Raw genomic sequence first — 23,431 nt, 5'->3', positions numbered from 1 at the left:
TCAACCCCAAGCCTTTTCGGGCCTGATTTAGAGGGGGTGAACGGTCAAATTCCAGACTGATGGAACCACCACGGGCGATCAAGGCCTAAACTGCGCTATCAGACTGACAGGAGTGTGCATGATGAGCCGTATCGAAACCGACAGCCTTGGCCAGGTGGAAGTGCCGGATGAGGCCTACTGGGGCGCTCAGACGCAACGCTCGCTGATTAACTTCGCCATCGGCAACGAGCGCATGCCGCTGGCGGTGCTGCATGCGCTGGCACTGATCAAGAAGGCCGCGGCGCGGGTCAATGACCGTAACGGCGACCTGCCCGCCGACATCGCCCGACTGATCGAACAGGCCGCCGACGAAGTGCTGGACGGCAGCCATGACGACCAGTTCCCACTGGTGGTCTGGCAGACCGGCAGCGGCACCCAGAGCAACATGAACGTCAACGAAGTGATCGCCGGGCGTGCCAACGAACTGGCCGGCAATCCGCGCGGCGGCAAGTCGCCGGTGCATCCCAACGATCACGTCAATCGCTCGCAGAGCTCCAATGACTGCTTCCCCACCGCGATGCACATCGCCGCCGCGCAGGCGGTGCAACAACATTTGCTGCCGGCGATCAACGAACTGTCGGGCGGGTTGGCGGAGCTGTCCGCGCGGCACATGAAACTGGTCAAGACCGGTCGCACCCACATGATGGACGCCACGCCGATCACCTTCGGCCAGGAACTCTCGGCGTTCATCGCACAACTGGACTACGCCGAACGGGCGATCCGCAGCGCCCTGCCCGCCGTGTGTGAACTGGCCCAGGGCGGTACCGCCGTCGGCACCGGGCTGAATTCACCGCACGGTTTTGGCGAAGCCATTGCCTCGGAGCTGGCCGCGCTTTCCGGCTTGCCGTTTGTCACTGCACCCAACAAGTTCGCCGCGCTGGCGGGCCATGAGCCGCTGACAACATTGTCCGGCGCACTGAAAACCCTGGCTGTGACCCTGATGAAAATCGCCAACGACCTGCGCCTGCTGGGCTCCGGGCCGCGTGCCGGTTTTGCCGAAGTGAAACTGCCGGCCAACGAACCCGGCAGCTCGATCATGCCCGGCAAGGTCAACCCGACCCAGTGCGAAGCGCTGTCGATGCTGGCGTGTCAGGTGCTGGGTAACGACGTTGCCATCGGTTTCGCCGCCAGTCAGGGGCACCTGCAACTGAACGTGTTCAAACCGGTGATCATCCATAATCTGCTCCAATCGATCCGCTTGCTGGGCGATGGCTGCAGCAACTTCCAGCAGCACTGCATCGCCGGCCTGGAGCCGGATGCCGAGAAAATGGCTGAACATCTGGAACGCGGGTTGATGCTGGTGACGGCGCTGAACCCACATATCGGTTACGACAAATCGGCGGAGATTGCCAAGAAGGCCTATGCCGAAGGGCTGACGTTGCGGGAGGCGGCGTTGCAGCTGGGGTATCTGACAGATGAACAATTTGATGCGTGGGTGCGGCCGGAGAATATGATCGAGGCCGGGGCCAAGGGCTGAGATTTGTAGCGCCTGACAGTCAGTCTCCGCGAGCAAGCACGCTCCCACATTCGACCGCGTTCCCTCAAGGAAAATACGGTCGAATGTGGGAGCGGGAGCTTGCTCGCGAAGAACGATAACGCGGTCTAACTGGCCGCCATCCGAACCCGGCGTGCCTTGAGCCCCGAAATCAACGACGGCCCCAACGCCACCAGCGCCGACCCCAGTACCACCAACACCGCCCCGCCATAACCCAGGCCATTGATTGTCTCGGCCTGCACATACTCCGGCCACAACCAGGCCGCCACGGCCACCGCCGCAAACGTCACCAACGGCGTGATCGCCAGCGTCGCACTCACCCGCGAGGCTTCCCAATGCGCCAGCGCTTCGGCAAACGCGCCATACGCAATCAGCGTGTTCATGCAGCACGCCAGCAACAGCCAGCCTTGCAGTGGCGTCAGTTGCAGCGCTTCCAGCGGATGTACCCACGGCGTCAGTAAAAGTCCGCAAAACAGATAGATCACCATCATCACCTGCAACGAATTCCACACCGTCAGCAATTGCTTCTGCCCCAAGGCGTAAAAGGTCCAGACCGTGGACGCCAACAACACCAGCAGCACGCCCGCGGTGTAATCGGTCAGCGAGGTAAGCAACTCGGCCAGGCGCTGATTGAAAAACAGTCCGAAACCAATCAACAGCACCAGCAGGCCAATCCCCTGCCCCACGCTGAAGCGTTCCTTGAACACAAACAGACTGGCGATCAGCAACATGATCGGGCCCATCTGCACCACCAGTTGCGCAGTGCCGGGGCTGAGCAGGTTCAAGCCCATCAAATACAACACGTAGTTGCCCACCAGACCGAGCACCGCCATCAGCACCAGCCAGCCACCGCGCGGACCGAGTACTTTGCGACTCGGCAGGCGTCTGGTTGCCGCCAGGTAAATGAACAGGCAGCCACCGGACACCATCAGCCGAAACCAGGTCACCGTGACCGGGTCCATCACCAGCAGCACTTGCTTGAGTTTGATCGGCAGGATTCCCCACAACAACGCGGTCAACAAGGCCAGGAACAGACCGTATACCCAGCGACCGGATGAAATGTGCATGCGTACCCCTAAGCCAGATAACAAGAGCCGTCATTCTAGGCGCAGCGCCGATCGGCACACAGGGACAGTTGGCGAGCGGACGCAAATGAAACTGTGCGGGTCGCAGCAATAAATTGGCGATATGCCGTCGATCGGTTGGGCAGGCGCTGTAAGCGGTTCATGCATAAGCTCCTTGGGTCAACGAACCCTCAGGAGACCACCATGTACGGCATGCGCGCTCAGGACAAGGCCCCGGCCACCCGCTTTCGCTGTGCCCGGCTGTGTCGGGTCAATGGCGAGTTGTATTTCAGTACTCGGGAAAACACCCTGGAGGGACCGTTTCAAAACCCCGAAGTGGCGGCGCGGGAGATTGAGGCGTATATCGCGCGGATGCAGGCTTTGAGCGCCAGGCGTTAGACCGAGGCGCTGCCTTCGCGAGCGGTGGGACGATTCACTTGCTCGCGAAAGCTATCTAAAAACGACGCAAAACTTTCAGGCTTACCGCACCGCTTCAAACAACCCCGTAGCCCCCATCCCACCCCCGACACACATGGTCACGATGCCGTAACGCAAATCCCGTCGCTGCAGCTCCCGCACCAGATGCCCGACCTGACGCGAACCCGTCATTCCAAACGGGTGGCCGATGGAGATCGAGCCGCCATTGACGTTGTACTTTTCGTTATCGATGCCCAACCGATTGCGGGCGTACAGACATTGCGAAGCGAACGCTTCGTTGAGTTCCCACAGGTCTATGTCAGCCATCTGCAAACCCTTGGCCTTGAGCAACTTCGGCACCGAGAACACCGGGCCGATGCCCATTTCATCCGGCTCGCAACCGGCCACGGTGAAACCGCGGAAGAACGCTTTCGGTTTCAGCCCCAGTTCCAGCGCTTTGTCCAGGCTCATCACCAGCGTCATCGATGCACCATCGGACAGCTGCGACGAGTTGCCCGCCGTGACCGAACCGTCTTCGGCAAACACCGGTTTCAACCCTGCCAGACTGTCCAGCGTGGTGTCCGGGCGATTGCAATCATCGCGATCGACGACACCGTCAAGGATCTGCACTTGCCCGGTGGCCTTGTCTTCAACACGATACTTCACCGCCATCGGCACGATTTCGTCGTCGAACAACCCGCCGGCCTGCGCCTGAGCGGTACGTTGCTGACTTTGCAGGGCGTACAGGTCCTGTTCTTCACGGCTGACGTTGTAACGACGGGCGACGATTTCGGCGGTTTGGCCCATCGGGAAATAGATGCCTGGCACCTGTTCTTTCAGCAGTGGATTGATCAGGTTGTCGGTGTTGACGCTTTTCATCGTCAGGCTGATGGACTCGACGCCACCGGCGACGATGATGTCGCTGCAACCTGAAGCGATCTGGTTGGCAGCGATGGCAATCGCCTGCAATCCCGACGAGCAGAACCGGTTGAGTGTCATGCCGGCGGTGCCGGTGCCCAGGCGCGACAACACCGCGACGTTGCGACCGATGTTGTAGCCTTGGGCGCCTTCGTTGGAGCCGGCACCGACAATGCAATCCTCGACGCTGGCCGGGTCGATACCGGTGCGCGTCAGCAATGCATTGACGCAGTGAGCCGCCATGTCGTCCGGACGGGTCTGGTTGAACTTGCCGCGAAAGGACTTGGCCAGGCCGGTCCGCACGCTGTCGACGATCACCACTTCACGCATGGCATACCTCATTATTGTTGTCGGTTGAGAGTGAATCGAGCATAAGTCCACCCAGGGAAGGCCGCGACAATCATTCACCCCGCGTATGCGTCACCATGGCTTACATCTTCAGCTTTTTCAGCTTTCTCTCGTGCTTGTCGGATTTTTCGAATGCTTCTTCCAGCGCCAGGTTGATCGTGTGCAAGACCTTGACCCGCGCCCAGCGCTTGTCATTGGCCTCCACCAGTGTCCAAGGCGAAATTTCGGTACTGGTGCGATCGACCATGTCGCCGACCGCGGCCCGGTAGGCGTCCCACTTTTCCCGATTGCGCCAGTCATCTTCGGTGATCTTGAAGCGCTTGAAAGGAATCTGCTCGCGTTCTTCGAAGCGCTCCATTTGCGTTTCTTTATCGATGGCCAGCCAGAACTTGACCACGATCACCCCGGCATCGGCGATCTGCTCTTCGAAGTCGTTGATCTCACTGTAAGCGCGCAGCCAGTCCGCCGGGCTGCAAAAGCCTTCGATACGCTCCACCAACACCCGGCCATACCAGGAGCGGTCAAACACGGTGAATTTTCCTCGCGCCGGAATATGCCGCCAGAACCGCCACATGTACGGATGTGCCCGCTCCTCCTCGGTGGGCGCCGCAATCGGCACGATGTCGTACTGGCGCGGGTCAAGCGCCGCAGCAAGCCGCCGGATCGCCCCGCCCTTGCCTGCCGCATCGTTGCCTTCGAATACCGCGATCAGGGCGTGACGGCGCATGCGTTTGTCGCGCATCAAGCCGGACAGCCGCGCCTGCTCGGTAATCAGCTGCTCTTCGTAATCGTCCTTCTCCAGACGCAAGGTCAGATCGAGGCTGTCGAGCAGGTTGACCTCATCGACGCTGCTGCCCAAGGGCGCGGCGCTGACTTTATCCGGGTGAATCTTCGGTCTTTTCAAAGCGCCTTGCAGGCCCTCGAGCAGAATCTTGCCGACCGCCAGGCTCCGATAGCGCGGGTCCATGCCGGCGATTACATGCCACGGCGCATAGTCGCGGCTGGTGCGGCGCAGAATGCGTTCGCCGTATTTCACGAACTTGTCGTAAGTCTGCGATTGCTGCCAGTCCAGCGGGCTGATGCGCCAGCTGTGCAGCGGGTCGTCGGCCAGCGCCTTGAGACGCGCCTTCATTTGTTTCTTGGACAGGTGAAACCAGAACTTGAAGATCAGCGCGCCTTCGTCGCACAGCATCTTCTCCAGCCGTTCGGCAGCATTGATGCCTTGATCGAGCCGCGGGTCCTTGAACACGCCATGGACCCGGGCCTGCAACATCTGACTGTACCAGTTGCCGAAAAAAATCCCCATGCGACCCTTGGCCGGGAGCATTCGCCAGTAACGCCAGGCCGGTGGCCGCGCCAGTTCTTCATCGGTCTGCTGATCGAAGGTGCGGACCTCGATCAGACGCGGGTCCATCCATTCGTTGAGCAACTTCACCGTCTCGCCCTTGCCGGCACCTTCGATGCCGTTGATCAAAATGACCACCGGAAAGCGTTTTTGCTGCTGAAGTTCGAACTGCGCCTCGAGCAAGGCTTCTCGCAGGGCCGGCACTTCGGCGTCGTAGGTTTCTTTGTCGATGGCGTGATCGATTTCGGCGGATTCGAACATGGGACGGCTCCTTCCAGGTTTGAACAAGACTAACGGATTGGGCAGTTGGACGGCGGGAAATTCTCCGAGATGGTGCACCATGCTCCTACGAAAAGCGGTTCAAGTCCGCACCATCATCACCGCCCGATTATCGGCGATCGGCTAGAATGGCCGCCTTGCCGTTGCCGAGCCTGCCATGAAACCTGTATTGCCCCACGCCCAGCTCGACTGGGACGACCAAGGGCTCCCGCGTTCGCGGGTGTTCGATGATGTGTATTTTTCCGACCTGTCCGGGCTGGACGAAACCCGCTACGTCTTCCTCGAACAGAACGCTTTGCGTGAACGCTTTGCCGCATTGCCGGCGCAGGGGCGACTGGTGATTGGCGAGACCGGTTTCGGCACCGGGCTGAATTTTTTGTGCGCCTGGCAGTTGTTCGAACAACACGCAGTGGCCGGTGCGCGACTGCACTTTATCAGTGTCGAAAAGTACCCGCTGAGTGCGCCTGATCTGCAACGGGCGCTGGCGTTATGGCCAGAGCTGAAGCGGTTTGCCGATCAGTTGCTCGCGCAGTACGTGGCGATCCATCAAGGCTTCCAGCGGCTGGTTCTGGATAACGGTCGCGTGACGTTGACCCTGCTGATCGGCGATGCGCTGGAGCAGTTGCCGAAACTGGACGCACAGATCGATGCCTGGTTTCTCGACGGTTTCGCCCCGGCGAAAAACCCGGACATGTGGACCGCCGAATTGTTTGCAGAACTCGCTCGACTTGCCGCACCCGGCTCGACCATCAGCACGTTCACCAGCACCGGTTGGGTACGACGACTGTTGAATGCGGCGGGCTTCAAGATGAAGCGCACCCCCGGCATCGGCCACAAATGGGAAATCCTGCGCGGCACGTTCCTCGGCTGGCCTGAACAAACCCCGGCGCCCGCCGTGGCCAAACCGTGGTTTGCGCGGCCGACGCCACTGACGGGCGAACGTCGGGCACTGGTGATCGGCGCCGGCCTGGCCGGTTGTGCGACGGCCAACAGCCTGGCTGAGCGAGGCTGGCATGTCAGTTTGCTGGAGCGTCATGACGCACTGGCCCGGGAAGCCTCGGGTAATCCTCAGGGTGTGCTGTACCTCAAACTATCGGCTCATGGCACGGCTTTGTCGCAATTGATCGTCAGTGGATTCGGTTACACCCGGCGCCTGCTTGAGCATTTGCAACGGGGCGTCGACTGGGACGATTGCGGGGTGTTGCAACTGGCCTTCAACGCCAAGGAAGCCGAGCGTCAAGCGCAATTGGCAGCGGCGTTTTCGCAAGACTTGCTGCACACTCTCGATAGAGAACAGGCCGAGGCGCGCGCTGGTATCGGTCTGCAATGGGGAGGACTGTTTTACCCCGAAGGCGGATGGGTGCATCCACCAGCGTTGTGCCAATGGCAAGCGATGCACCCCGACATTCGGGTGCTGACGCATCACGATGTGCTGGAATTGCGTCGAACCGAAGGTCACTGGCAAGCCTGGGATGGTGAAAACCTGCTGGCCGAGGCACCGGTGGTGGTCTTGGCCGGCGCTGCCGAGATCAAGCGTTTCCCTTACAGCAGCGAGTTGCCGCTCAAACGCATTCGCGGCCAGATTACCCGCCTGCCCCAGACGCGTGAAAGCCAAAGCCTGAGCACCGTGGTCTGCGCCGAAGGTTACGTCGCGCCGTCACGTATGGGTGAACACACCCTGGGCGCCAGTTTCGATTTCAACAGCGATGACCTGACACCGACAGCGGCGGAGCACGCCGGCAATCTGCAGATGCTCGAAGAGATTTCGCCGGACCTGGTCGCGCGACTGCGGGCAGATGCGTTGCAGCCGGAAACGCTCGAAGGCCGTGCGGCGTTTCGCTGCACCAGCCCGGACTATTTACCGATTGTCGGTCCGCTGGCCGACGCCGAGGCGTTCGCCAACGCCTACAGCGTCTTGAGCAAGGATGCCCGACAAATCCCGGACATCCCTTGCCCTTGGCTGGACGGCTTGTACGTGAACAGCGGCCATGGCTCCAGAGGATTGGTCACCGCGCCATTATCCGCTGAATTGCTGGCCGCCTGGCTCGATAACGAACCCTTGCCGCTGCCCAGAGCCGTGGCCGAGGCGTGTCATCCGAATCGCTTTGCCTTGCGTCGATTGATTCGAGGCAAGGCCTGAAGGCCCTGATCGAGCTGTGGATTCCGATCGGTTTTGATATGCCCGCCATTTGTCCGTGACCCTCGCTTATAACCGATCGATATAAAACTCCTGAAATCCGAGGGGGTCAGTTTCTGAGTACCCGCCGTTTTTGGCCCGGGTATCGATAGACCCTCCCCAACGGAAAAACCGGTAAGGACTTTATGTGCGGATTAGCTGGCGAGTTACGCTTTGATCATCAACCTGCGGACCTTGCAGCCGTTGAACGGATCACCCATCACCTGGCACCCCGCGGACCCGACGCGTGGGGCTTTCACAGCCAAGGGCCGATTGCCCTTGGTCATCGTCGCCTGAAAATCATGGACTTGTCGGACGGCTCGGCGCAGCCAATGGTCGACAACCCATTGGGCTTGTCCCTGGCCTTCAACGGCGCAATCTATAACTTCCCGGAACTGCGCGCCGAGCTGGAAAGCCTCGGTTATGCGTTCTATTCCGGCGGCGACACCGAAGTGCTGCTCAAGGGTTATCACGCCTGGGGCGAAGCGCTGTTGCCAAAACTCAATGGTATGTTCGCTTTCGCTATTTGGGAGCGTGATGCCAAGCGCCTGTTCATCGCCCGCGACCGTCTCGGCGTGAAGCCGTTGTACCTGTCGCGCACCGGCCAGCGCCTGCGCTTTGCTTCTGCTTTGCCGGCGCTGCTCAAGGGCGGCGACATCAACCCGATCCTCGATCCGGTGGCGCTCAATCACTACCTGAATTTCCACGCCGTCGTCCCGGCGCCACGCACCTTGCTGGCCGGCATCGAAAAACTGCCACCCGCGACCTGGATGCGTATCGAAGCGGACGGCACCACCGAGCAGAAAACCTGGTGGACCCTGCCCTATGGCCCACACGCCGACGAGATGAATCTGACGCTCGAAGACTGGCGCGATCGTGTGCTCGACAGCACCCGCGACGCGGTGGCGATCCGTCAACGGGCGGCGGTGGATGTCGGCGTCCTGCTTTCAGGCGGTGTCGATTCGAGCCTGCTGGTTGGCCTGTTGCGTGAAGTCGGCGTGGAGAATCTGTCGACCTTCTCCATTGGTTTCCAGGATGCCGGCGGCGAGCGCGGCGACGAGTTCCAGTATTCAGACCTGATCGCCAAGCATTACGGCACCCAGCACCATCAGCTACGCATCGACGAAAAAGAGATCATCGAGCAACTGCCGGCGGCGTTCCGCGCCATGAGCGAGCCGATGGTCAGTCATGACTGCATCGCTTTCTACCTGATGTCTCGCGAAGTCGCCAAACATTGCAAAGTGGTGCAAAGCGGCCAGGGAGCGGACGAGCTGTTCGCCGGTTATCACTGGTATCCGCAAGTCGATGGCGCAGCCGATCCGTATGCGGCCTATCGCGATGCATTTTTCGACCGCAGCTACGAGGACTACGCCGCCACCGTGCAGCCGAAATGGCTGACAGCGAATGATGCCGCCGGTGACTTCGTCAAAGAACATTTCACACAACCCGGTGCCGATGCCGCGGTGGACAAGTCCTTGCGTCTGGACAGCACCGTGATGCTGGTGGATGACCCGGTCAAACGCGTGGACAACATGACCATGGCTTGGGGCCTGGAAGCGCGTACGCCGTTTCTCGACTATCGACTGGTGGAATTGTCGGCCCGCGTCCCGGGTAAATTCAAACTGCCGGACGGCGGCAAGCACGTGCTGAAAGAAGCTGCACGGTTGGTGATTCCGAGTGAAGTCATCGACCGCAAGAAAGGTTACTTCCCGGTGCCGGGCCTCAAGCATTTGCAAGGCGATACGCTGAACTGGGTGCGTGAACTGCTGCTCGATCCGAGCCAGGATCGCGGCGTGTTCCAGCCGGCGATGCTCGACCGTTTGCTGACCGATCCGCAAGGTCAATTAACGCCGTTGCGCGGCTCCAAGCTGTGGCAATTGGCAGCCCTGAACCTGTGGCTCAGCGAGCAAGGAATTTGATCGATGAAACCTAACGCTACGGCGTATAGCCAACGTTTGTTGCGCGGTCAGGCGCCCTCCTACGAACGCTTGCAAGCGCGTCTGGCCGAAGACGGCAGCGAACTCGGCGCCGCTCCGATTGCGGTGCATTGCGGCTGGGGCCGGTTGTTGATCGGCCACACGTTCCCCGATCCGGCGAGCCTCGCCCAGGAGTTGCTCAATGAGCAACCGGGTGAGCGCGACATTGCCCTGTACGTGGCCGCACCCCAGCAAGTGTTGGGACTGGAGCCGGCACAGTTGTTTCTTGATCCGTCTGATACCTTGCGGTTGTGGTTCAGCGATTACCGTCAGGCAACCCGCGTGTTTCGCGGCTTTCGCATTCGTCGCGCACAAAGCGATGCGGACTGGCAGGCGATCAATCAGCTGTATCAGGCGCGTGGCATGTTGCCGATCGATGCCAGTCTGCTGACCCCGCGTCATCTGGGTGGTCCGGTGTATTGGCTGGCCGAAGACGAGGACAGCGGCGCGATTATCGGCAGCGTCATGGGCCTCAACCACCACAAGGCATTCAATGATCCGGAAAACGGCAGCAGCCTTTGGTGCCTGGCCGTCGACCCGCGCTGTTCGCGTCCCGGCGTCGGCGAAGTGCTGGTGCGGCATTTGATCGAGCATTTCATGAGCCGTGGGCTGAGTTATCTCGATCTGTCAGTGCTGCATGACAACCGCCAGGCGAAAAGTCTTTACGCCAAACTCGGCTTTCGCAACCTGTCGACCTTTGCGATCAAGCGCAAGAACGGGATCAATCAGCCGCTGTTTCTGGGCCCTGGACCCGAAGCCGCGCTCAATCCGTATGCGCGGATCATCGTTGATGAAGCCCATCGGCGTGGCATCGAAGTCCAGGTTGATGATGCCGACGCGGGCCTGTTCACCCTGATCCATGGCAGCCGGCGGGTCCGTTGCCGCGAATCCTTGAGCGATCTGACCAGTGCCATCAGCATGACGCTGTGTCAGGACAAAAGCCTGACCCACAAGGTTCTGAGCAATGCCGGGCTGAATCTGCCGGCGCAACAACTCGCGGGGAACGCCGATGACAATCTGGCCTTTCTCGACGAGCACGAACGGGTGGTGGTCAAACCGCTGGATGGCGAACAGGGCCAAGGGGTGGCGGTGGATTTGCGGACGATCGAAGAGGTCCAGCAAGCCATCGAATCGGCCCGCCAGTTCGACGCCCGCATACTGCTGGAGAGTTTTCACGAAGGCCTCGACCTGCGCATTGTGGTGATCGGTTTCGAAGTGGTGGCTGCCGCGATACGCCGGCCGGCGGAAGTGGTGGGTGATGGTCAGCATTCCATTGGTGCGCTGATCGAAGCCCAGAGTCGGCGACGTCAAGCGGCCACCAGCGGCGAAAGCAAGATCCCGCTGGACCATGAGACCGAACGCACGGTGCAGGCGGCGGGTTACGACTACGACAGTATTCTGCCGGCGGGTGAGCATCTGTTCGTAAGGCGTACAGCGAATCTGCATACCGGCGGCATTCTAGAGGACGTCACGGCGATCCTGCATCCCGCGCTGGTGGATGCTGCGGTGCGCGCAGCGCGGGCGCTGGACATTCCGATGGTCGGGCTCGACCTGCTGGTGCCGGCGGCGGATCAGCCGGAGTACGTGTTTATCGAAGCCAATGAACGCGCCGGATTGGCCAATCATGAGCCGCAGCCGACGGCGGAGCGGTTTGTGGATTTGTTGTTTCCGCATAGTCAGGCGGCGGTCTCATGAATATGTATTTCCTGAACTGACGCCATCGCGGGCAAGCCCGCTCCCACATTCGACCGCGATTCCCGGTGGGAGCGAGCTTGCTCGCGATGGCGGCCTGACAGGTAACAAAAATTCTCCCTCATCGAAACCATCGATGCGCTTAATTCATCAGGAGTTTCCATGACCAGCAAAATCCCCGAACCAGACCTGAATTACCTGCAAAAAGTCCTGCTGGAAATGCTCGCCATTCCCAGCCCGACCGGCTTCACCGACACCATCGTGCGTTACGTCGCCGAGCGGCTTGAAGAATTGGGCATTCCTTTCGAGTTGACCCGGCGCGGCACGATCCGCGCCACGCTCAAGGGTAAGAAAAACAGCCCGGACCGCGCCGTTTCCGCTCACCTCGACACCATCGGCGCAGCCGTTCGCGCCGTGAAAGACAATGGCCGCCTGACCCTGGCGCCCGTCGGCTGCTGGTCCAGCCGTTTTGCCGAAGGCAGCCGCGTCAGCCTGTTTACCGATAACGGCGTAATCCGGGGCAGTGTGTTGCCGCTGATGGCCTCCGGACACGCGTTCAACACCGCGGTGGATGAAATGCCGATCAGCTGGGATCACATCGAACTGCGCCTGGACGCTTATTGCGCGACCCGCGCCGATTGCGATTCACTGGGCGTCAGCGTCGGCGATTTCGTGGCCTTCGACCCCTTGCCGGAGTTCACTGAAAGCGGCCACATCAGCGCCCGTCACCTCGATGACAAGGCGGGCGTTGCCGCGCTGCTGGCGGCGCTTAAAGCCATCGTCGACAGCGGCGAAGAACTGATGATCGACTGCCATCCGCTGTTCACCATCACTGAAGAAACCGGCAGCGGCGCGGCGGCGGCATTACCGTGGGACGTCAGCGAATTCGTCGGCATCGACATCGCGCCGGTTGCGCCGGGCCAGCATTCCAGCGAACACGCAGTCAGCGTGGCGATGCAGGATTCCGGCGGGCCTTATGACTATCACTTGTCCCGGCACCTGTTGCGGCTGGCCAGCGACAATGAGTTGCCGGTACGCCGCGACCTGTTCCGCTACTACTTCAGCGATGCGCATTCGGCGGTCACCGCCGGCCATGACATCCGCACCGCCCTGCTCGCCTTTGGCTGCGATGCGACTCACGGCTATGAGCGTACGCATATCGACAGTCTCGCCGCCCTTAGCCGTCTGCTCGGTGCCTACATTCTCAGCCCACCGGTATTCGCCAGCGATGCACAGCCGGCCAAGGGTTCGTTGGACCGGTTCAGTCATCAGATCGAACATGACACGCAGATGGAGAGCGATACGCGGGTGCCGTCAGTGGACAGTCTGGTGGGGCAGCGATCGGATAGCTGATCCAGGTACATCGTTGCCAGGTAGATCGCCATCGCGAGCAAGCTCGCTCCCACAGGGATCACCGGTGAGCACAGTATCTATGTTCACCCTCGATTAACTGTGGGAGCGAGCTTGCTCGCGATGGCGGTATCTCAGTCAACGCATCAGGCCAGACTAGCCGCAACCGCCCATTCGCCGTAGCATCGCGCCCATTGTTTAGCCGAGGTGCCTATGCTGATTCCCCATGACCAACTTGAAGTAGACACCCTGACCCGCCTGATCGAAGATTTCGTGACCCGTGACGGCACCGACAACGGCGATGACACGCCGCTGGAAACTCGCGTGTTGCGGGTTCGCCAGGCGTTGACCAAGGGCCAGGCGCTGATTGTCTTCGACCCGGAAAGCGAGCAGTGCCAGTTGATGCTCAAACACGACGTGCCCAAGCATCTATTTGATTGAATCCTTAATTTTCGTCTGTTTTACCTGGATGCGTTCGTAAACCTCGGCCCGGTGCACACTGACGTCCTGAGGCGCTTCAATGCCGAAGCGCACAGTGTTTCCATTGACGGCCACAATGCGCACGGAAATGGTGTCACCGATGGAAATCATTTCGCCAATCACGCGGCTGAGTACAAGCATGGCATTCGTCCTTCAGGGTTATCGAGCCCTGAAGATGCCCGGCGCGCGGCTAGCGTTCAATGCGATTACGGCAAATCAGTCTCGCCCTACAGCCCGCGACGAACACCTCTTTCGGAAACGTCCGACAAACTGTTTAGATTGCTTCAAGAAGCGGAAAAACGCGGGCCGAACAGGATGACGCTCGCTCCCATCACACACAGCGCCACGCCGATCCAGTCCGAACCCAGCGGACGAATCCGTTCGACCACCGCCAGCCAGCCAATCGACGCAATGATGTAGATGCCACCGTAGGCGGCATAGGCGCGCCCCGCATAGGTCGCCTCGACACGGGTCAGTAACAGCGCGAACAAGGTCAGGCTGAGCAACGCCGGCACGACCCACCAGACGCTTTTGCCCTGGCGCAGCCACATCCAGAAGGCAAAGCAGCCGGCGATTTCAAACAAGGCGGCGAGAAAGAACCATAGGTAATTGAGCATGCAAAACATCTCGCGAGGATGACCGATGGCGGTCACCCTAACGACGACGGTGCAGGCAGGCAAGTTCAGCCTGCGGTCTGTCTGGCCTTGGCGCGCATTTTATCGGCCATGACGGTCATCTCATCGTAGAGCAGTTGCGGATTCTTCTGCTTGAGCGCCCACGCCATGCGGCCCTGTTCGTGGGGCAGGATCATGAATTCGCCAGCGGCCACGTGCTGATAGATGTAATCGGCAATGTCAGTCGCTGTGATCGGCGAGCTTTCCAGCAGTTTGCCAACCTGGGCTTTCATCGCCGGCGTCGGGCCGCGGAAGGAGTCCAGCAAATTGGTCTGGAAGAACGATGGACACACCACGTGAACGCCGATTTCCTGATGCGCCAGTTCGATCAGCAGGCTTTCCGACAGCGCCACCACACCGGCCTTGGCCACGTTGTAGTTGCTCATGGCCGGGCCTTGCATCAACGCGGCCATCGATGCGATGTTGATGATCTTGCCTTTGCTTTTTTCCAGCAGCGGCAGGAACGCTTTGCAGCCTTTGACCACCCCCATCAGGTTGATCGCGATCTGCCAGTCCCAATCCTCCAGGGACAGTTCGCTGAAGAACCCGCCCGAGGCGACGCCGGCGTTGTTGACGATGACATCGATGCCGCCCAGTTTCACTTCACAGGCTTGGGCGAAAGCGGTGAGCTGACTGTAATCGCGCACATCGCAACGCTGGATAAAACCGTCGCCGCCAGCTTCGCGAACCAGCTTCAAGGTTTCCTGCAGACCGGGCTCGCTGACATCCGACAAGGCCAACTGCCAGCCTTCACGTGCCCAGCGCAGCGCGATTTCGCGACCCAGGCCCGAGCCCGCGCCAGTGATCATCATGCGATTTTGCATAGCAAACAGCCTTGTTGTTCCGTGGAAGATGCGTCGAGTGTAGCGAAGGACCGCGCCCAACCCACGCTCCATCAGATTGCTGAATGGCCCGAGCAAACCGCGCAAGCGTGCTGCCAACTTCTCCCCTCTAAAAAGAAATAAGCCTATCTTCGAAAAACATTAAAAAAACTTGGAATTTTCTTACATGCGCGACAGTCGGACGTTGTAAGCAGCTCGGGTTTATAGCATCCGAGCTGAATGTTAAACGCCACGTAATTCCAGAACACTTCCAACAAGGAAATAGACATGGGCACGATTCTAATCATTATTCTGATCCTCCTGCTGGTAGGTGGCCTGCCGGTCTTCCCGCACTCCAGAAGTTGGGGTTATGGCCCGTCGGGTATCATCGGCGTGGTGTTGGTGGTGCTGTTGATCCTGCTGTTACTCGGCAAGATATAAAAAAGTTAACAGGCAAAAAAAGAGGCCCTTGAAGGGCCTCTTTTTTATTGCGCCAAAAACTTAGTCCGGTATCCCGTCAACCACACCGGCGGTGTTGTCGATCAGGCTTTTGGTCGCCGTCTGGATGAACGACTCGAGTTTCTGTTTAAGGGCCGCTTCGTCAGCCGATGCCGGGATCACTTCACCTTTCGGATTGGCGCCCAGTTCGTATCGATACAGCTTCGCCGGCATCTCTTTTGGCAGTACCAATACGCGGTCTGCGGTCAGCAACGCGACGGTCTGATCGCTACCCGACGGTTTGATCACGCCGAAACCCTTGTCGCCTTCCGGCAGGTTCAGCAAGTCACGACCCCAGCACTGGTGAACTACGTCACCCCCGATACGGCCCATGATGGTCGGCACGATGTCGATCTGGGTGCCCACGGTGTGGTCGACCTGGCCGAACTTGTCCTGGACGCCCGGCCCGATCAGCAACATCGGTACGTTGAAACGGCCCAGGTCCATTTCAGTGATCTGTTGTTCGTTGCCGAAGCCATGGTCGCCGACGACCACGAACAGGGTTTCCTTGAAGTACGGCTCCTTGCGCGCCTTCTCGAAGAACTGACCCAGCGCCCAGTCGGAGTAACGCATGGCGGTCAGATGTTCGTTTAGGCTGCCACGGTCGGTCACGCGCTCGACCGGCAACGGTGTCGGCAAAGCGTATGGCGTGTGGTTGGACAAGGTTTGCAGCAAGGCATAGAACGGTTTCTTGTCCTTTCCGTCGCGAGCCTTCAACTCTTCCAGACCCCGGTTGAACATATCCTGGTCGGACACGCCCCAGGTCGGGTCGGAGAACACCGGGTTAACGAAGTCGTTACGCCCGATGAAGTTGGTCATGCCCTGGTTGCTGAAGAAGCCCGACTGGTTGTCCCAGGCGAAGTCGCCGTTGTAGACATACACGTCGTCGTAGCCACGGGGGCTGAGCAACTGCGGCAGGCCAGACAGCTTGTGACTGCCTTCCGGCGTTTGCATCAGGTATTCGAAACCCGGCAGGTTCGGGAAGCAGGCCATGGTGGCGAACATACCCTGGTGGGTGTGCGTGCCGTTGGAGAAGAAACGGTCAAACAACAGGCCTTCTTTCGACAGTTTGTCGAAGGATGGCGTGACGTTGCCCGGACGCCCCAGCGCGCCCACCGAGTGACCGGCGAAGCTTTCCATCAGGATGACGACGACGTTCTTGATCGGCAGGGTCTTGTCGGCATTCGGGGTGTAGTTGCGGCGAACAGCGGCGGTTTCCGGATCGACCAGTTTATCGTTCGGCGTCAGCAGCATGTCACGTACGGTCTGCTGAGCCACCGGTTGGGCCAGTGTGGCTTTCCAAACGTTATCGCGATGTTCGGACAGCCGACTCTTGGCCGCCGCGACCAGCGACAGGGTACCGTTGAGGCCCAACTGGTTGGCGAAGTTCGAGTCGGTGGTGTAGACGTCACCCCAGCGCAGCGGTGGACCCTGGCGCAGGGTGCCGCGCGCCGCGACCACACAGATCAGCAAACACACCACAAACACCGCGATGCGGGCGTACCACGGGGCGACTTGGCGAGTGCCAATGCTGCCGCCGCTGAACGGCCCGCGAGGACGGGTTGCACGGTCGGCGCCCTTGAACGCCAGGGTCAGGATCAAGGTGCCCACGGCCCAGGCCAACAGGTAGCGAACCACGGGAAAACCGTACCAGAGCATGCTCATCACGGTATTTGGGTCTTCCTTCACATACTGGAAGACCAGGCCGTTGAGGCGCTGGTGGAATTCGCGGTAGAAGTCCATCTCCATCAGGCCGAGGAACAGCGCTATGCTTGAAGCGAGGGTCAGCCAGAAACGGAAGAATCCGCGGGCAGACATGGCTCGGGCGCTGAACAGGGCCAGCAGCAGCGGAATGCTGAGGTAGACCACCAGGCGCAGGTCGAAGCGCAGACCGTTGGCGAACGCTTCGAAAAAGGTCGAGGCCGGGGTGTCGAGGATCATCTCGCGGTTGTAGACCAGCAGCGCCAAGCGCAGCAGGCTGAACATGACCATCATGACCAGGGCACACAGTAGCGTGTAGGCCAGATGAGATTTGACGGTCGGTTGCAGCAGGCGACTAGAAGCTCGCTGCTGACTCAGGGCGTCCGGAATTGCCATGTCGTTTTAGGACCCATTGGATTGGAAGTTGAAGTTTCAAAAATACAGCTGCGCCCTGCCCTCTGTCGGCCAGTTCTCGGCCCCGGGGTTTGCGCGGTGCGCAAATGTTGCACGATCAACCGCGGCATTGCCATTGATTACTGCCCTGCCCTGCCCTGCGATGCAGGCGCGGGCGAATTGTCTTGGAGGCTTTGTGAAAATTTTGTGCAACGTATATTCGGAAACATAAAAAACTGCAGCGCTTGGTGCTGGTTTGCTGGTTCAGTTAGAGAGCTTTCTTGACCGTGGTCTTATCCGTCCCAGCGGCCCTTGCCGCAGAAACGGATATGTACACCCAACTGTAACCCCAGCCCCAACGGCCGTTACTGTTGTAACGGATACGCAGCAGAGCGATTACTTCTCGGCACGCTCTTTCAAGGCCTTCAAAGTATTGAACGGCGCATCAACCACAAACTTGTTGGCAATCATCGAGGGCACGCTGCCGCCTGGCTCGGTGTGAACCTGATAGGTCACTTCGACCTGGTCACCCTTGGGTACCAATTTCCAGAAACCGTCGACCCGGGTGACCCGCACAAAACCCTTTTCTTCGGGAATGTACTTCGGCACGCCTTCAAGCTTGCGGGTCAGGCTGCCATCGGCGCCTTCGGTCGTCGTGACGTGCAGCACCGAATCACGCGGAGTTACCGGCCATGGCGTGTTGAACTGGGTGTAGGTCCAGCTCTGGTTGCCTTCGTGCTTGAGCAGCTTCTGCATTTTGCACTCGTGAATCCAGGCGCAGGCGCTTCCCACGTCGTCCTGGAGTGCGCGCAGTTTGGCCACGGTGGTTTTCATCAAGGAAACGCCCTGATAAGCCTTGTAGTCAGAACCGGCCACTTCGCTCAAGGACACCTTGATGCCGTCTTCATTCTTGGCCACCTTCCAGTCTTCGGCCTGTGCGGCGGAGGTCGCCAACACAACCGTCAAACCACACAGCACAGCCATACGATGCAGCGAACCCATAATCTATTCCTTGTTGTTGAAGTTTCGTTCGTTGGGCTCGCACCTCCGATCACCTCCAGGTTTTTCGGAGGTGATCGGAGGTGCGAGCCCACACATCACGCGGCCGTCATTTGCTCCCACCAACCCAGCAATCTGATCGCTTCGTCACTGCTGCTTCCGCAGACTTCGACGTCAGCTTCGAACGCCGAACACACATCAGGACGCCCCGGTTGGCCAAAGATGTTGCACAGGTTTTCGACAGAGAGTTGTACGCAGCGTTCTCCGGCGGCTTTGCCATTGGGCATGCCGGGAATCGGTGAACTGATGGAAGGGGCAATGCAACAGGCGCCACAGCCCTCACGGCATTTCATGACGACGAGCTCCTCGCGAAGGGCGATGTATTAAAGGACGGGGCACAGAGTAACCGCTAAAACAGTTGTTTCAAATTACCCGCGGCCGGGTTTTTACGCTTAACCGAACGTGACTGACCAGTCTCCGACAAAGCGTCTGGCGAATGGGTCACAGAGGGGAAGATTATCGCTTGAACTCGAATTCAAGCGCGGCGCCTTCAACGTCACGACGCTCTTCGTTACGCAGTTGCAACTTCATTTCGTTGCTGATCAGTCGCCCGTTGAGTTGAAAGGGAGAGCCGCCGGCCTTTTCACCGAACATTTGCGGCAACACGGCATCGTGCCGGGGCAACGGCACTGTACCGATGGGCTTTAACTCTTCGGCCATCTCCTCGGGCAGACTCAAATCCAGGTCAGCCGAAGGAAGTTTGGTTTTCACGACCTCGCTGGCGGGTTTGGACTTGGAGGCGATAGGCGGACGTTTCTTCACCTTGGCCACTTTCTTTTTGGCCGGTGCAGCTTTCTTGACCGGCGCGGTTTTTTTCGAATCCGTGCTCGCTGCGGTTTTTTCCTGAACGGAAGCCGCCAGAATGCTCTCCGCCTGGAAGGTCATCAACAGGCAGATCGATAGCCAGACGGCGGAAAAAATCGGTTTCATGGACCCAACGGAGCTAACGGCACTATCGGCAGAGGGCCATATGCTCGCTTGTTGGACGCGACATGACAAGCTCGGGCGGGAATTGCCCGCCCGTCCCGTCACATGCTGCCAGCCATCTCCTGGCAAAGTTGCGTGGCGAGCATGCCCAGGGTCATCAGGGCGCGCTCCGCCTCACGGTTCCAGGGGGTACCGCAATTGAGCCTGATGCAGTGATTGAACTGCTCGGTGTTACTGAATATTAGCCCCGGCGCAATACTGATGCCTTGTTGCAGCGCACGCACGTGCAGTTCTTGCGTGTTGACCCGGCCTGGCAGACTCACCCACAGAATGAAACCGCCGGTCGGCCGGGTCATCTGCGTGCCCTCCGGAAAATACTGCTGCACCGCGAGCTGGAAAGCGCTGAGGTTTTTGCGGTATTCCTGACGGATGTAGCGCAGATGCCGGTCGTAACCGCCATTTTCCAGATAAGCCGCAATGCCCATTTGCGTGACGCTACAGGCGGAATGCGTACTGAAGGTCTGCAAGCGCTGGATTTCCTGCTGGTACTTGCCCGCGATCATCCAGCCGATTCGCACGCCCGGAGACAGGGTCTTGGAGAAGCTTGAGCAATAGATCACCCGATCCAGCCGGTCGTAGGCCTTGAGCGACTTGGTGCGGCCCTGCTCGAACATCAGTTCGCCGTAGATATCGTCCTCGACCACCTGGATATCGAAATCCGAAGCCAGACGCAGCAGTTGTTTCTGCCGCTCTTCGGGCATGGTTCCACCCAGCGGATTGCTCAGGCGCGTGGTCAGCACCAGTGCCTTGATCGACCATTGATTGGCCGCCAGTTGCAGGGCTTCAAGGCTCATGCCGGTGGCCGGATCGCTGGGAATCTCGATGACTTTGAGGCCCAGCAGGTCTGCCAGTTGCAACAAACCGTAGTAGGTCGGCGACTCGGCGGCGATCAAGTCGCCCGGCCGGGTCAGCACGCGCAGGGACATCTGCAAGGCATCGACGCAGCCGTGAGTGATCACCACTTCGGACGGATCAACCACCACACCGGCGTCGCGCATGCGTATCGCGACTTGGCGGCGCAGCGGCTCAAAACCGGGGCTAAACATGTAGCTGAAGGCGCGCGGGCTGTGAAAACGGGTGACCTTGGCCAGTTGCTGATGTAGCGCGCGCACCGGCAGGTAATCGACACTCGGCACCGCCGCGCCCAAGGGAAACACGCCCTCGCGGCGGGATTCGACCAACACTTGTTGAATGATGCTGCTGCGGGTGACCAGACCAGGACGCTCGACCCGGGCGATGTCCGGGGTCGGCGCAGTCAGAGCCGGGGTCTGGTGCACGTAATAACCCGACTGCGGACGGGCACGGATCAGCCCCTGATCTTCGAGATTGGCGTAAGCCTGCAACACCGTGGCGTGGCTGACGTTGAGCTGCGAGCTCATCTTGCGCACCGAAGGCACGCGCTCCCCCGGCTGATAGACACCACGGCGGATGTCTTCGGCCAGTTGCTGAGCAATACGTTGGTAAAGCAAAAGATTGGTCATGACGCAGCACTCGATTTCACGGGCGTTTTATTTTTGTGTGAAACAATACCGGAACAGTTTAGAAGTGTACGGGAACAGTTACCACAATAGTTGGCCGTACAGTGCAGTGTCAGCAATATCTGTACTGCTTTTATTGAAAGGCGTGTGGCAGTTGGCAGGCGAAAAAAAACCCGGCGCTGATGACAGGCCGGGTTTTCCAGTGACGCAGCCCTTAGCGGGCGGCGCCGAGCTGGCCTTTTTCGTCGGAGAACACAATTTCCACCCGCCGGTTCTGCGCACGACCCCGTTCGGAGGCGTTCGCGTCCACCGGGTATTCGTCGCCATAGCCTTCGACCTGGATGCGTTTGTCGTCGATGCCCAGGTCCATCAGCACATTCGCCACCGATTGCGCACGGTCACGGGACAGTTTGAGATTTTCCTGCTTGCCGCCGGTGCTGTCGGCGTAGCCTTCGATGCGCACGACGCGCTTGGGGTTGAGCTGCAGGAATTGCACGATCTTCAACACCACGCGGTTCGCCGAGTTTTTCAACTCTGCTTCGCCGGTATCGAACAGCACGTCGCCGAGGGTCATCACCAGGCCGCGGTCTGTCTGGGTGGTTGCGAGCGCGACAATCTGTTCTTCGAGCCACTTGCCCTGCTGCTGCACGCTGAGCAATTTGGACTCGCGCAAGGCTAGTTGCAGGCGCTGACGCTCCAGTTCGAGCTTCGCCGCGCGCTCTTCGTTGAGCACCTGATTGGTGTGCTCCCGGGCGATTTCGCTGTAGCGCCGGCTCAGGTAGGCGTAATGCACCACGTCCGAACCGCTGCCCCAGTAGCTGGACAGGCGATCGGCGCGAGCCAGAGACTCACCGGCGCGGATCACGTCTTTCGGCGCGATACGCAGCACGCTGGAATCTTCCTTGACCTTCTGGAAGTCTGCACTGGCATCTTGCAGCGCGGTTTCGCTGTGCAGACCGGCGCAGCCAACCAGGCTGGCGCAACTTGCGAGGATCAATCCGCCAATGGCGTTGGACGTGAGGCTCATTGGGCATCTCCCACTTGCTTGCGCAATCGGGTGATGCGGGTATTGAGCACGTTCAACTGTTCCTCGCTTTTGAGGGTCAGCACCTTGGCTTCGGCCAGGCGTGCGTCCAGCTCGGCTTGCTCAGCTCGCATCCGCGCATGCTTGTAGGATTGATCCGTCATGTCGCCCTGTGCACGGCTGAACTTGCCTTCGGCCAGCTTCAGTTCCGGCACGTCGTCGGCGGTGGCGCCCACGGCTTTGGCTTGTATCAGCGCCTGTTCGGTCAGGCGTATTTGTTCATTCGGCGCCGGATCGGCTGCACAACCCGCCAGAGCCAGAAGGGCCAGGGCAGCGAAAAGAGGTCGAATACTCACTAAAAATCCCTACTGTTTTGGGGTACTGGCGGGTTGCTGCTGTGGCTGTGACCGCTGCTGTTGCTGCGCTTTCCAGCGCTCGATATTGCGTTGCAGCACAGCTTCCGTCAGTCCGGACGCGGGCAATTCTGTCATCTTTTTCGCCAGCTGTCCGCGCAACCACGGATCGTTGCAGGCGGAGTTATGGGAAATCGCGAGGAACAGGCCAGGCTTGTCGACTGGTTGGGGACGCGCCAACAGATCGTTGGCCATGCTCAGTGTCTGCGCGGCCGCCATGCCGGAGTAACGTCCCGCGAGAACAAATTCCACCTCGCCCAAGAGCAATTTCTGAAAGGCCTGGGTCAGGTTTGGCGTACGCACGAGGGTCAATTGCTGCTCGGCGAACGTACCGAATGCGGGGGTCATTCGAGACTTTTCCGACAGCGCGCCGGGGTGACCGTGGAGGTCTTGGGCTTCGTTGTAGACCAATGGCGAGTCTTTTCGAGTCCAGACCAGGTAATCGTTTTCCAGCAACGGCGGATGGATGTAATCCAGGGTTTCCAGTTCATTGACCATCAACGGAGCGTCCGCCAGCATGTCCATGCGTCCGCTACGCACTTCATCCAGGGCCTGGGAGCGTTTGCCGGCGTAAAGCAATTCGACTGTGATCCCCAACTCCGTCGCGACTTTCTGCAACAGATCAGCGCTGGCGCCGATCAGGTGCTTGGGGTTCTGCGGATCTTGCCACAGGTACGGCGGCGCATCCGGGCTGCCGGTCACCACCAGGCGCTCGCACTTGCCCGCTGCAACGGACAGTGTCGGTAACACTGTCAGGCCCAGCAACAATGACCAACCGAACACTTGTCGCACGATACGCCCCCC

22 protein-coding genes are annotated in these 23,431 nt (G+C 59.7%); 8 read left to right on the top strand and 14 right to left on the bottom strand.

Annotated elements, in window-relative coordinates; all coding sequences use genetic code 11:
* Positions 1 to 121 precede the first annotated feature (121 nt).
* The gene (locus ACYZT9_RS08660) at positions 122 to 1,516 is read left to right on the top strand and encodes a class II fumarate hydratase (RefSeq protein ID WP_462009418.1); all 1,395 of its coding nucleotides are present in this window, start codon (positions 122 to 124) and stop codon (positions 1,514 to 1,516) included.
* Between the two features lie 125 nt (positions 1,517 to 1,641).
* Here ACYZT9_RS08660 and ACYZT9_RS08655 read toward each other — a convergent pair whose 3' ends face one another.
* Positions 1,642 to 2,601, bottom strand: coding sequence for a DMT family transporter (locus ACYZT9_RS08655; protein ID WP_462009417.1), 960 nt, complete (start codon positions 2,599 to 2,601; stop codon positions 1,642 to 1,644).
* A 201-nt stretch (positions 2,602 to 2,802) separates the two neighbouring features.
* Here ACYZT9_RS08655 and ACYZT9_RS08650 point away from each other — a divergent pair, with 201 nt between their 5' ends.
* Entirely contained in the window at positions 2,803 to 2,997 is a 195-nt protein-coding gene (locus ACYZT9_RS08650; protein ID WP_462009416.1) for a DUF6316 family protein, read from the top strand.
* Between the two features lie 81 nt (positions 2,998 to 3,078).
* On the opposite strand, the gene ACYZT9_RS08645 is transcribed toward ACYZT9_RS08650, so the two are convergent.
* Both ACYZT9_RS08645 and pap read right to left on the bottom strand, forming a co-directional pair.
* On the bottom strand, positions 3,079 to 4,263 hold the full coding sequence (locus ACYZT9_RS08645) for a thiolase family protein (RefSeq protein ID WP_462009415.1): 1,185 nt from the start codon (positions 4,261 to 4,263) through the stop codon (positions 3,079 to 3,081).
* A 100-nt stretch (positions 4,264 to 4,363) separates the two neighbouring features.
* The gene (pap, locus tag ACYZT9_RS08640; RefSeq protein ID WP_462009414.1) at positions 4,364 to 5,887 is read right to left on the bottom strand and encodes a polyphosphate:AMP phosphotransferase; all 1,524 of its coding nucleotides are present in this window, start codon (positions 5,885 to 5,887) and stop codon (positions 4,364 to 4,366) included.
* Positions 5,888 to 6,062: 175 nt separating this feature from the next.
* Between pap and mnmC the strand changes: the two genes are divergently transcribed.
* From mnmC to ACYZT9_RS08615, 5 genes are all read left to right on the top strand, one after another.
* Positions 6,063 to 8,045, top strand: coding sequence for a bifunctional tRNA (5-methylaminomethyl-2-thiouridine)(34)-methyltransferase MnmC2/FAD-dependent 5-carboxymethylaminomethyl-2-thiouridine(34) oxidoreductase MnmC1 (mnmC, locus tag ACYZT9_RS08635; protein ID WP_462009413.1), 1,983 nt, complete (start codon positions 6,063 to 6,065; stop codon positions 8,043 to 8,045).
* 182 nt (positions 8,046 to 8,227) lie between these two features.
* Positions 8,228 to 10,000 carry an N-acetylglutaminylglutamine amidotransferase gene (locus ACYZT9_RS08630; RefSeq protein ID WP_462009412.1) on the top strand — a complete coding sequence of 591 codons (1,773 nt, stop codon included), beginning with the start codon at positions 8,228 to 8,230 and terminating at the stop codon, positions 9,998 to 10,000.
* A 3-nt stretch (positions 10,001 to 10,003) separates the two neighbouring features.
* Positions 10,004 to 11,752: an N-acetylglutaminylglutamine synthetase gene (ngg, locus tag ACYZT9_RS08625; RefSeq protein WP_462009411.1), complete on the top strand. Its 1,749-nt coding sequence runs from the start codon at positions 10,004 to 10,006 to the stop codon at positions 11,750 to 11,752.
* Positions 11,753 to 11,911: 159 nt separating this feature from the next.
* Positions 11,912 to 13,102, top strand: coding sequence for an osmoprotectant NAGGN system M42 family peptidase (locus ACYZT9_RS08620; RefSeq protein ID WP_462009410.1), 1,191 nt, complete (start codon positions 11,912 to 11,914; stop codon positions 13,100 to 13,102).
* Positions 13,103 to 13,312: 210 nt separating this feature from the next.
* Complete coding sequence (locus ACYZT9_RS08615) at positions 13,313 to 13,540, top strand: YheU family protein (RefSeq protein WP_003199186.1); 228 nt, start codon at positions 13,313 to 13,315, stop codon at positions 13,538 to 13,540.
* Here the strand turns inward: ACYZT9_RS08615 and csrA are convergent.
* From csrA to ACYZT9_RS08600, 3 genes are all read right to left on the bottom strand, one after another.
* Positions 13,529 to 13,720 (bottom strand): carbon storage regulator CsrA, encoded by a 192-nt coding sequence (csrA, locus tag ACYZT9_RS08610; RefSeq protein ID WP_462009409.1) that lies wholly within the window; start codon positions 13,718 to 13,720, stop codon positions 13,529 to 13,531. The genes ACYZT9_RS08615 and csrA overlap by 12 nt on opposite strands.
* A 143-nt stretch (positions 13,721 to 13,863) precedes the next feature.
* On the bottom strand, positions 13,864 to 14,196 hold the full coding sequence (locus ACYZT9_RS08605) for a YnfA family protein (RefSeq protein WP_462009408.1): 333 nt from the start codon (positions 14,194 to 14,196) through the stop codon (positions 13,864 to 13,866).
* 65 nt (positions 14,197 to 14,261) lie between these two features.
* Positions 14,262 to 15,077, bottom strand: coding sequence for an SDR family oxidoreductase (locus ACYZT9_RS08600; RefSeq protein WP_462009407.1), 816 nt, complete (start codon positions 15,075 to 15,077; stop codon positions 14,262 to 14,264).
* 279 nt (positions 15,078 to 15,356) lie between these two features.
* Between ACYZT9_RS08600 and ACYZT9_RS08595 the strand changes: the two genes are divergently transcribed.
* The gene (locus ACYZT9_RS08595; RefSeq protein WP_174602692.1) at positions 15,357 to 15,515 is read left to right on the top strand and encodes a DUF3309 family protein; all 159 of its coding nucleotides are present in this window, start codon (positions 15,357 to 15,359) and stop codon (positions 15,513 to 15,515) included.
* Positions 15,516 to 15,575: 60 nt separating this feature from the next.
* Here the strand turns inward: ACYZT9_RS08595 and ACYZT9_RS08590 are convergent, their stop codons facing one another.
* The 8 genes from ACYZT9_RS08590 to ACYZT9_RS08555 all read right to left on the bottom strand — a co-directional run bounded on the left by ACYZT9_RS08590 (position 15,576) and on the right by ACYZT9_RS08555 (position 23,419).
* Complete coding sequence (locus ACYZT9_RS08590) at positions 15,576 to 17,669, bottom strand: LTA synthase family protein (RefSeq protein ID WP_462009406.1); 2,094 nt, start codon at positions 17,667 to 17,669, stop codon at positions 15,576 to 15,578.
* A 393-nt stretch (positions 17,670 to 18,062) separates the two neighbouring features.
* On the bottom strand, positions 18,063 to 18,668 hold the full coding sequence (locus tag ACYZT9_RS08585) for an START domain-containing protein (RefSeq protein ID WP_462009405.1): 606 nt from the start codon (positions 18,666 to 18,668) through the stop codon (positions 18,063 to 18,065).
* Between the two features lie 95 nt (positions 18,669 to 18,763).
* Positions 18,764 to 19,018: a YkgJ family cysteine cluster protein gene (locus ACYZT9_RS08580; protein WP_462009404.1), complete on the bottom strand. Its 255-nt coding sequence runs from the start codon at positions 19,016 to 19,018 to the stop codon at positions 18,764 to 18,766.
* A gap of 163 nt (positions 19,019 to 19,181) precedes the next feature.
* A complete protein-coding gene (locus ACYZT9_RS08575) occupies positions 19,182 to 19,655 on the bottom strand; it encodes a translation initiation factor 2 (RefSeq protein WP_462009403.1) in 474 nt (157 codons plus the stop codon).
* A 98-nt stretch (positions 19,656 to 19,753) separates the two neighbouring features.
* Positions 19,754 to 21,193: an aminotransferase-like domain-containing protein gene (locus ACYZT9_RS08570; RefSeq protein WP_462009402.1), complete on the bottom strand. Its 1,440-nt coding sequence runs from the start codon at positions 21,191 to 21,193 to the stop codon at positions 19,754 to 19,756.
* A 211-nt stretch (positions 21,194 to 21,404) separates the two neighbouring features.
* Positions 21,405 to 22,217: an OmpA family protein gene (locus ACYZT9_RS08565; RefSeq protein WP_462009401.1), complete on the bottom strand. Its 813-nt coding sequence runs from the start codon at positions 22,215 to 22,217 to the stop codon at positions 21,405 to 21,407.
* Positions 22,214 to 22,570 carry a DUF4398 domain-containing protein gene (locus tag ACYZT9_RS08560; protein ID WP_462009400.1) on the bottom strand — a complete coding sequence of 119 codons (357 nt, stop codon included), beginning with the start codon at positions 22,568 to 22,570 and terminating at the stop codon, positions 22,214 to 22,216. The genes ACYZT9_RS08565 and ACYZT9_RS08560 overlap by 4 nt, the downstream gene beginning before the upstream one ends.
* 9 nt (positions 22,571 to 22,579) lie before the next feature.
* The gene (locus ACYZT9_RS08555; protein ID WP_462009399.1) at positions 22,580 to 23,419 is read right to left on the bottom strand and encodes a substrate-binding periplasmic protein; all 840 of its coding nucleotides are present in this window, start codon (positions 23,417 to 23,419) and stop codon (positions 22,580 to 22,582) included.
* Between the last annotated feature and the right edge of the window lie 12 nt (positions 23,420 to 23,431).

It is taken from the genome of Pseudomonas sp. ZT5P21 (genome assembly GCF_054897785.1).
The sequence above is the reverse complement of the archived record's forward strand: the minus strand, read 5'-3'. Positions and strand labels throughout refer to the sequence as shown.

Excerpts from the sequence above, each read along its gene's own strand:
- ACYZT9_RS08620 (WP_462009410.1), top strand. The coding sequence starts at position 11,912 with ATGACCAGCAAAATCCCCGAACCAGACCTGAATTACCTGCAAAAAGTC.
- ACYZT9_RS08590 (WP_462009406.1), bottom strand. The coding sequence starts at position 17,669 with ATGGCAATTCCGGACGCCCTGAGTCAGCAGCGAGCTTCTAGTCGCCTG.
- ACYZT9_RS08565 (WP_462009401.1), bottom strand. The coding sequence starts at position 22,217 with ATGAGCCTCACGTCCAACGCCATTGGCGGATTGATCCTCGCAAGTTGC.
- csrA (WP_462009409.1), bottom strand. The coding sequence starts at position 13,720 with ATGCTTGTACTCAGCCGCGTGATTGGCGAAATGATTTCCATCGGTGAC.
- ACYZT9_RS08615 (WP_003199186.1), top strand. The coding sequence starts at position 13,313 with ATGCTGATTCCCCATGACCAACTTGAAGTAGACACCCTGACCCGCCTG.
- ACYZT9_RS08645 (WP_462009415.1), bottom strand. The coding sequence starts at position 4,263 with ATGCGTGAAGTGGTGATCGTCGACAGCGTGCGGACCGGCCTGGCCAAG.
- ACYZT9_RS08570 (WP_462009402.1), bottom strand. The coding sequence starts at position 21,193 with ATGACCAATCTTTTGCTTTACCAACGTATTGCTCAGCAACTGGCCGAA.
- ACYZT9_RS08580 (WP_462009404.1), bottom strand. The coding sequence starts at position 19,018 with ATGAAATGCCGTGAGGGCTGTGGCGCCTGTTGCATTGCCCCTTCCATC.
- ACYZT9_RS08600 (WP_462009407.1), bottom strand. The coding sequence starts at position 15,077 with ATGCAAAATCGCATGATGATCACTGGCGCGGGCTCGGGCCTGGGTCGC.
- ACYZT9_RS08575 (WP_462009403.1), bottom strand. The coding sequence starts at position 19,655 with ATGAAACCGATTTTTTCCGCCGTCTGGCTATCGATCTGCCTGTTGATG.
- ACYZT9_RS08660 (WP_462009418.1), top strand. The coding sequence starts at position 122 with ATGAGCCGTATCGAAACCGACAGCCTTGGCCAGGTGGAAGTGCCGGAT.
- mnmC (WP_462009413.1), top strand. The coding sequence starts at position 6,063 with ATGAAACCTGTATTGCCCCACGCCCAGCTCGACTGGGACGACCAAGGG.
- ACYZT9_RS08585 (WP_462009405.1), bottom strand. The coding sequence starts at position 18,668 with ATGGGTTCGCTGCATCGTATGGCTGTGCTGTGTGGTTTGACGGTTGTG.
- ACYZT9_RS08630 (WP_462009412.1), top strand. The coding sequence starts at position 8,228 with ATGTGCGGATTAGCTGGCGAGTTACGCTTTGATCATCAACCTGCGGAC.
- ngg (WP_462009411.1), top strand. The coding sequence starts at position 10,004 with ATGAAACCTAACGCTACGGCGTATAGCCAACGTTTGTTGCGCGGTCAG.
- ACYZT9_RS08650 (WP_462009416.1), top strand. The coding sequence starts at position 2,803 with ATGTACGGCATGCGCGCTCAGGACAAGGCCCCGGCCACCCGCTTTCGC.
- ACYZT9_RS08655 (WP_462009417.1), bottom strand. The coding sequence starts at position 2,601 with ATGCACATTTCATCCGGTCGCTGGGTATACGGTCTGTTCCTGGCCTTG.
- ACYZT9_RS08605 (WP_462009408.1), bottom strand. The coding sequence starts at position 14,196 with ATGCTCAATTACCTATGGTTCTTTCTCGCCGCCTTGTTTGAAATCGCC.
- pap (WP_462009414.1), bottom strand. The coding sequence starts at position 5,887 with ATGTTCGAATCCGCCGAAATCGATCACGCCATCGACAAAGAAACCTAC.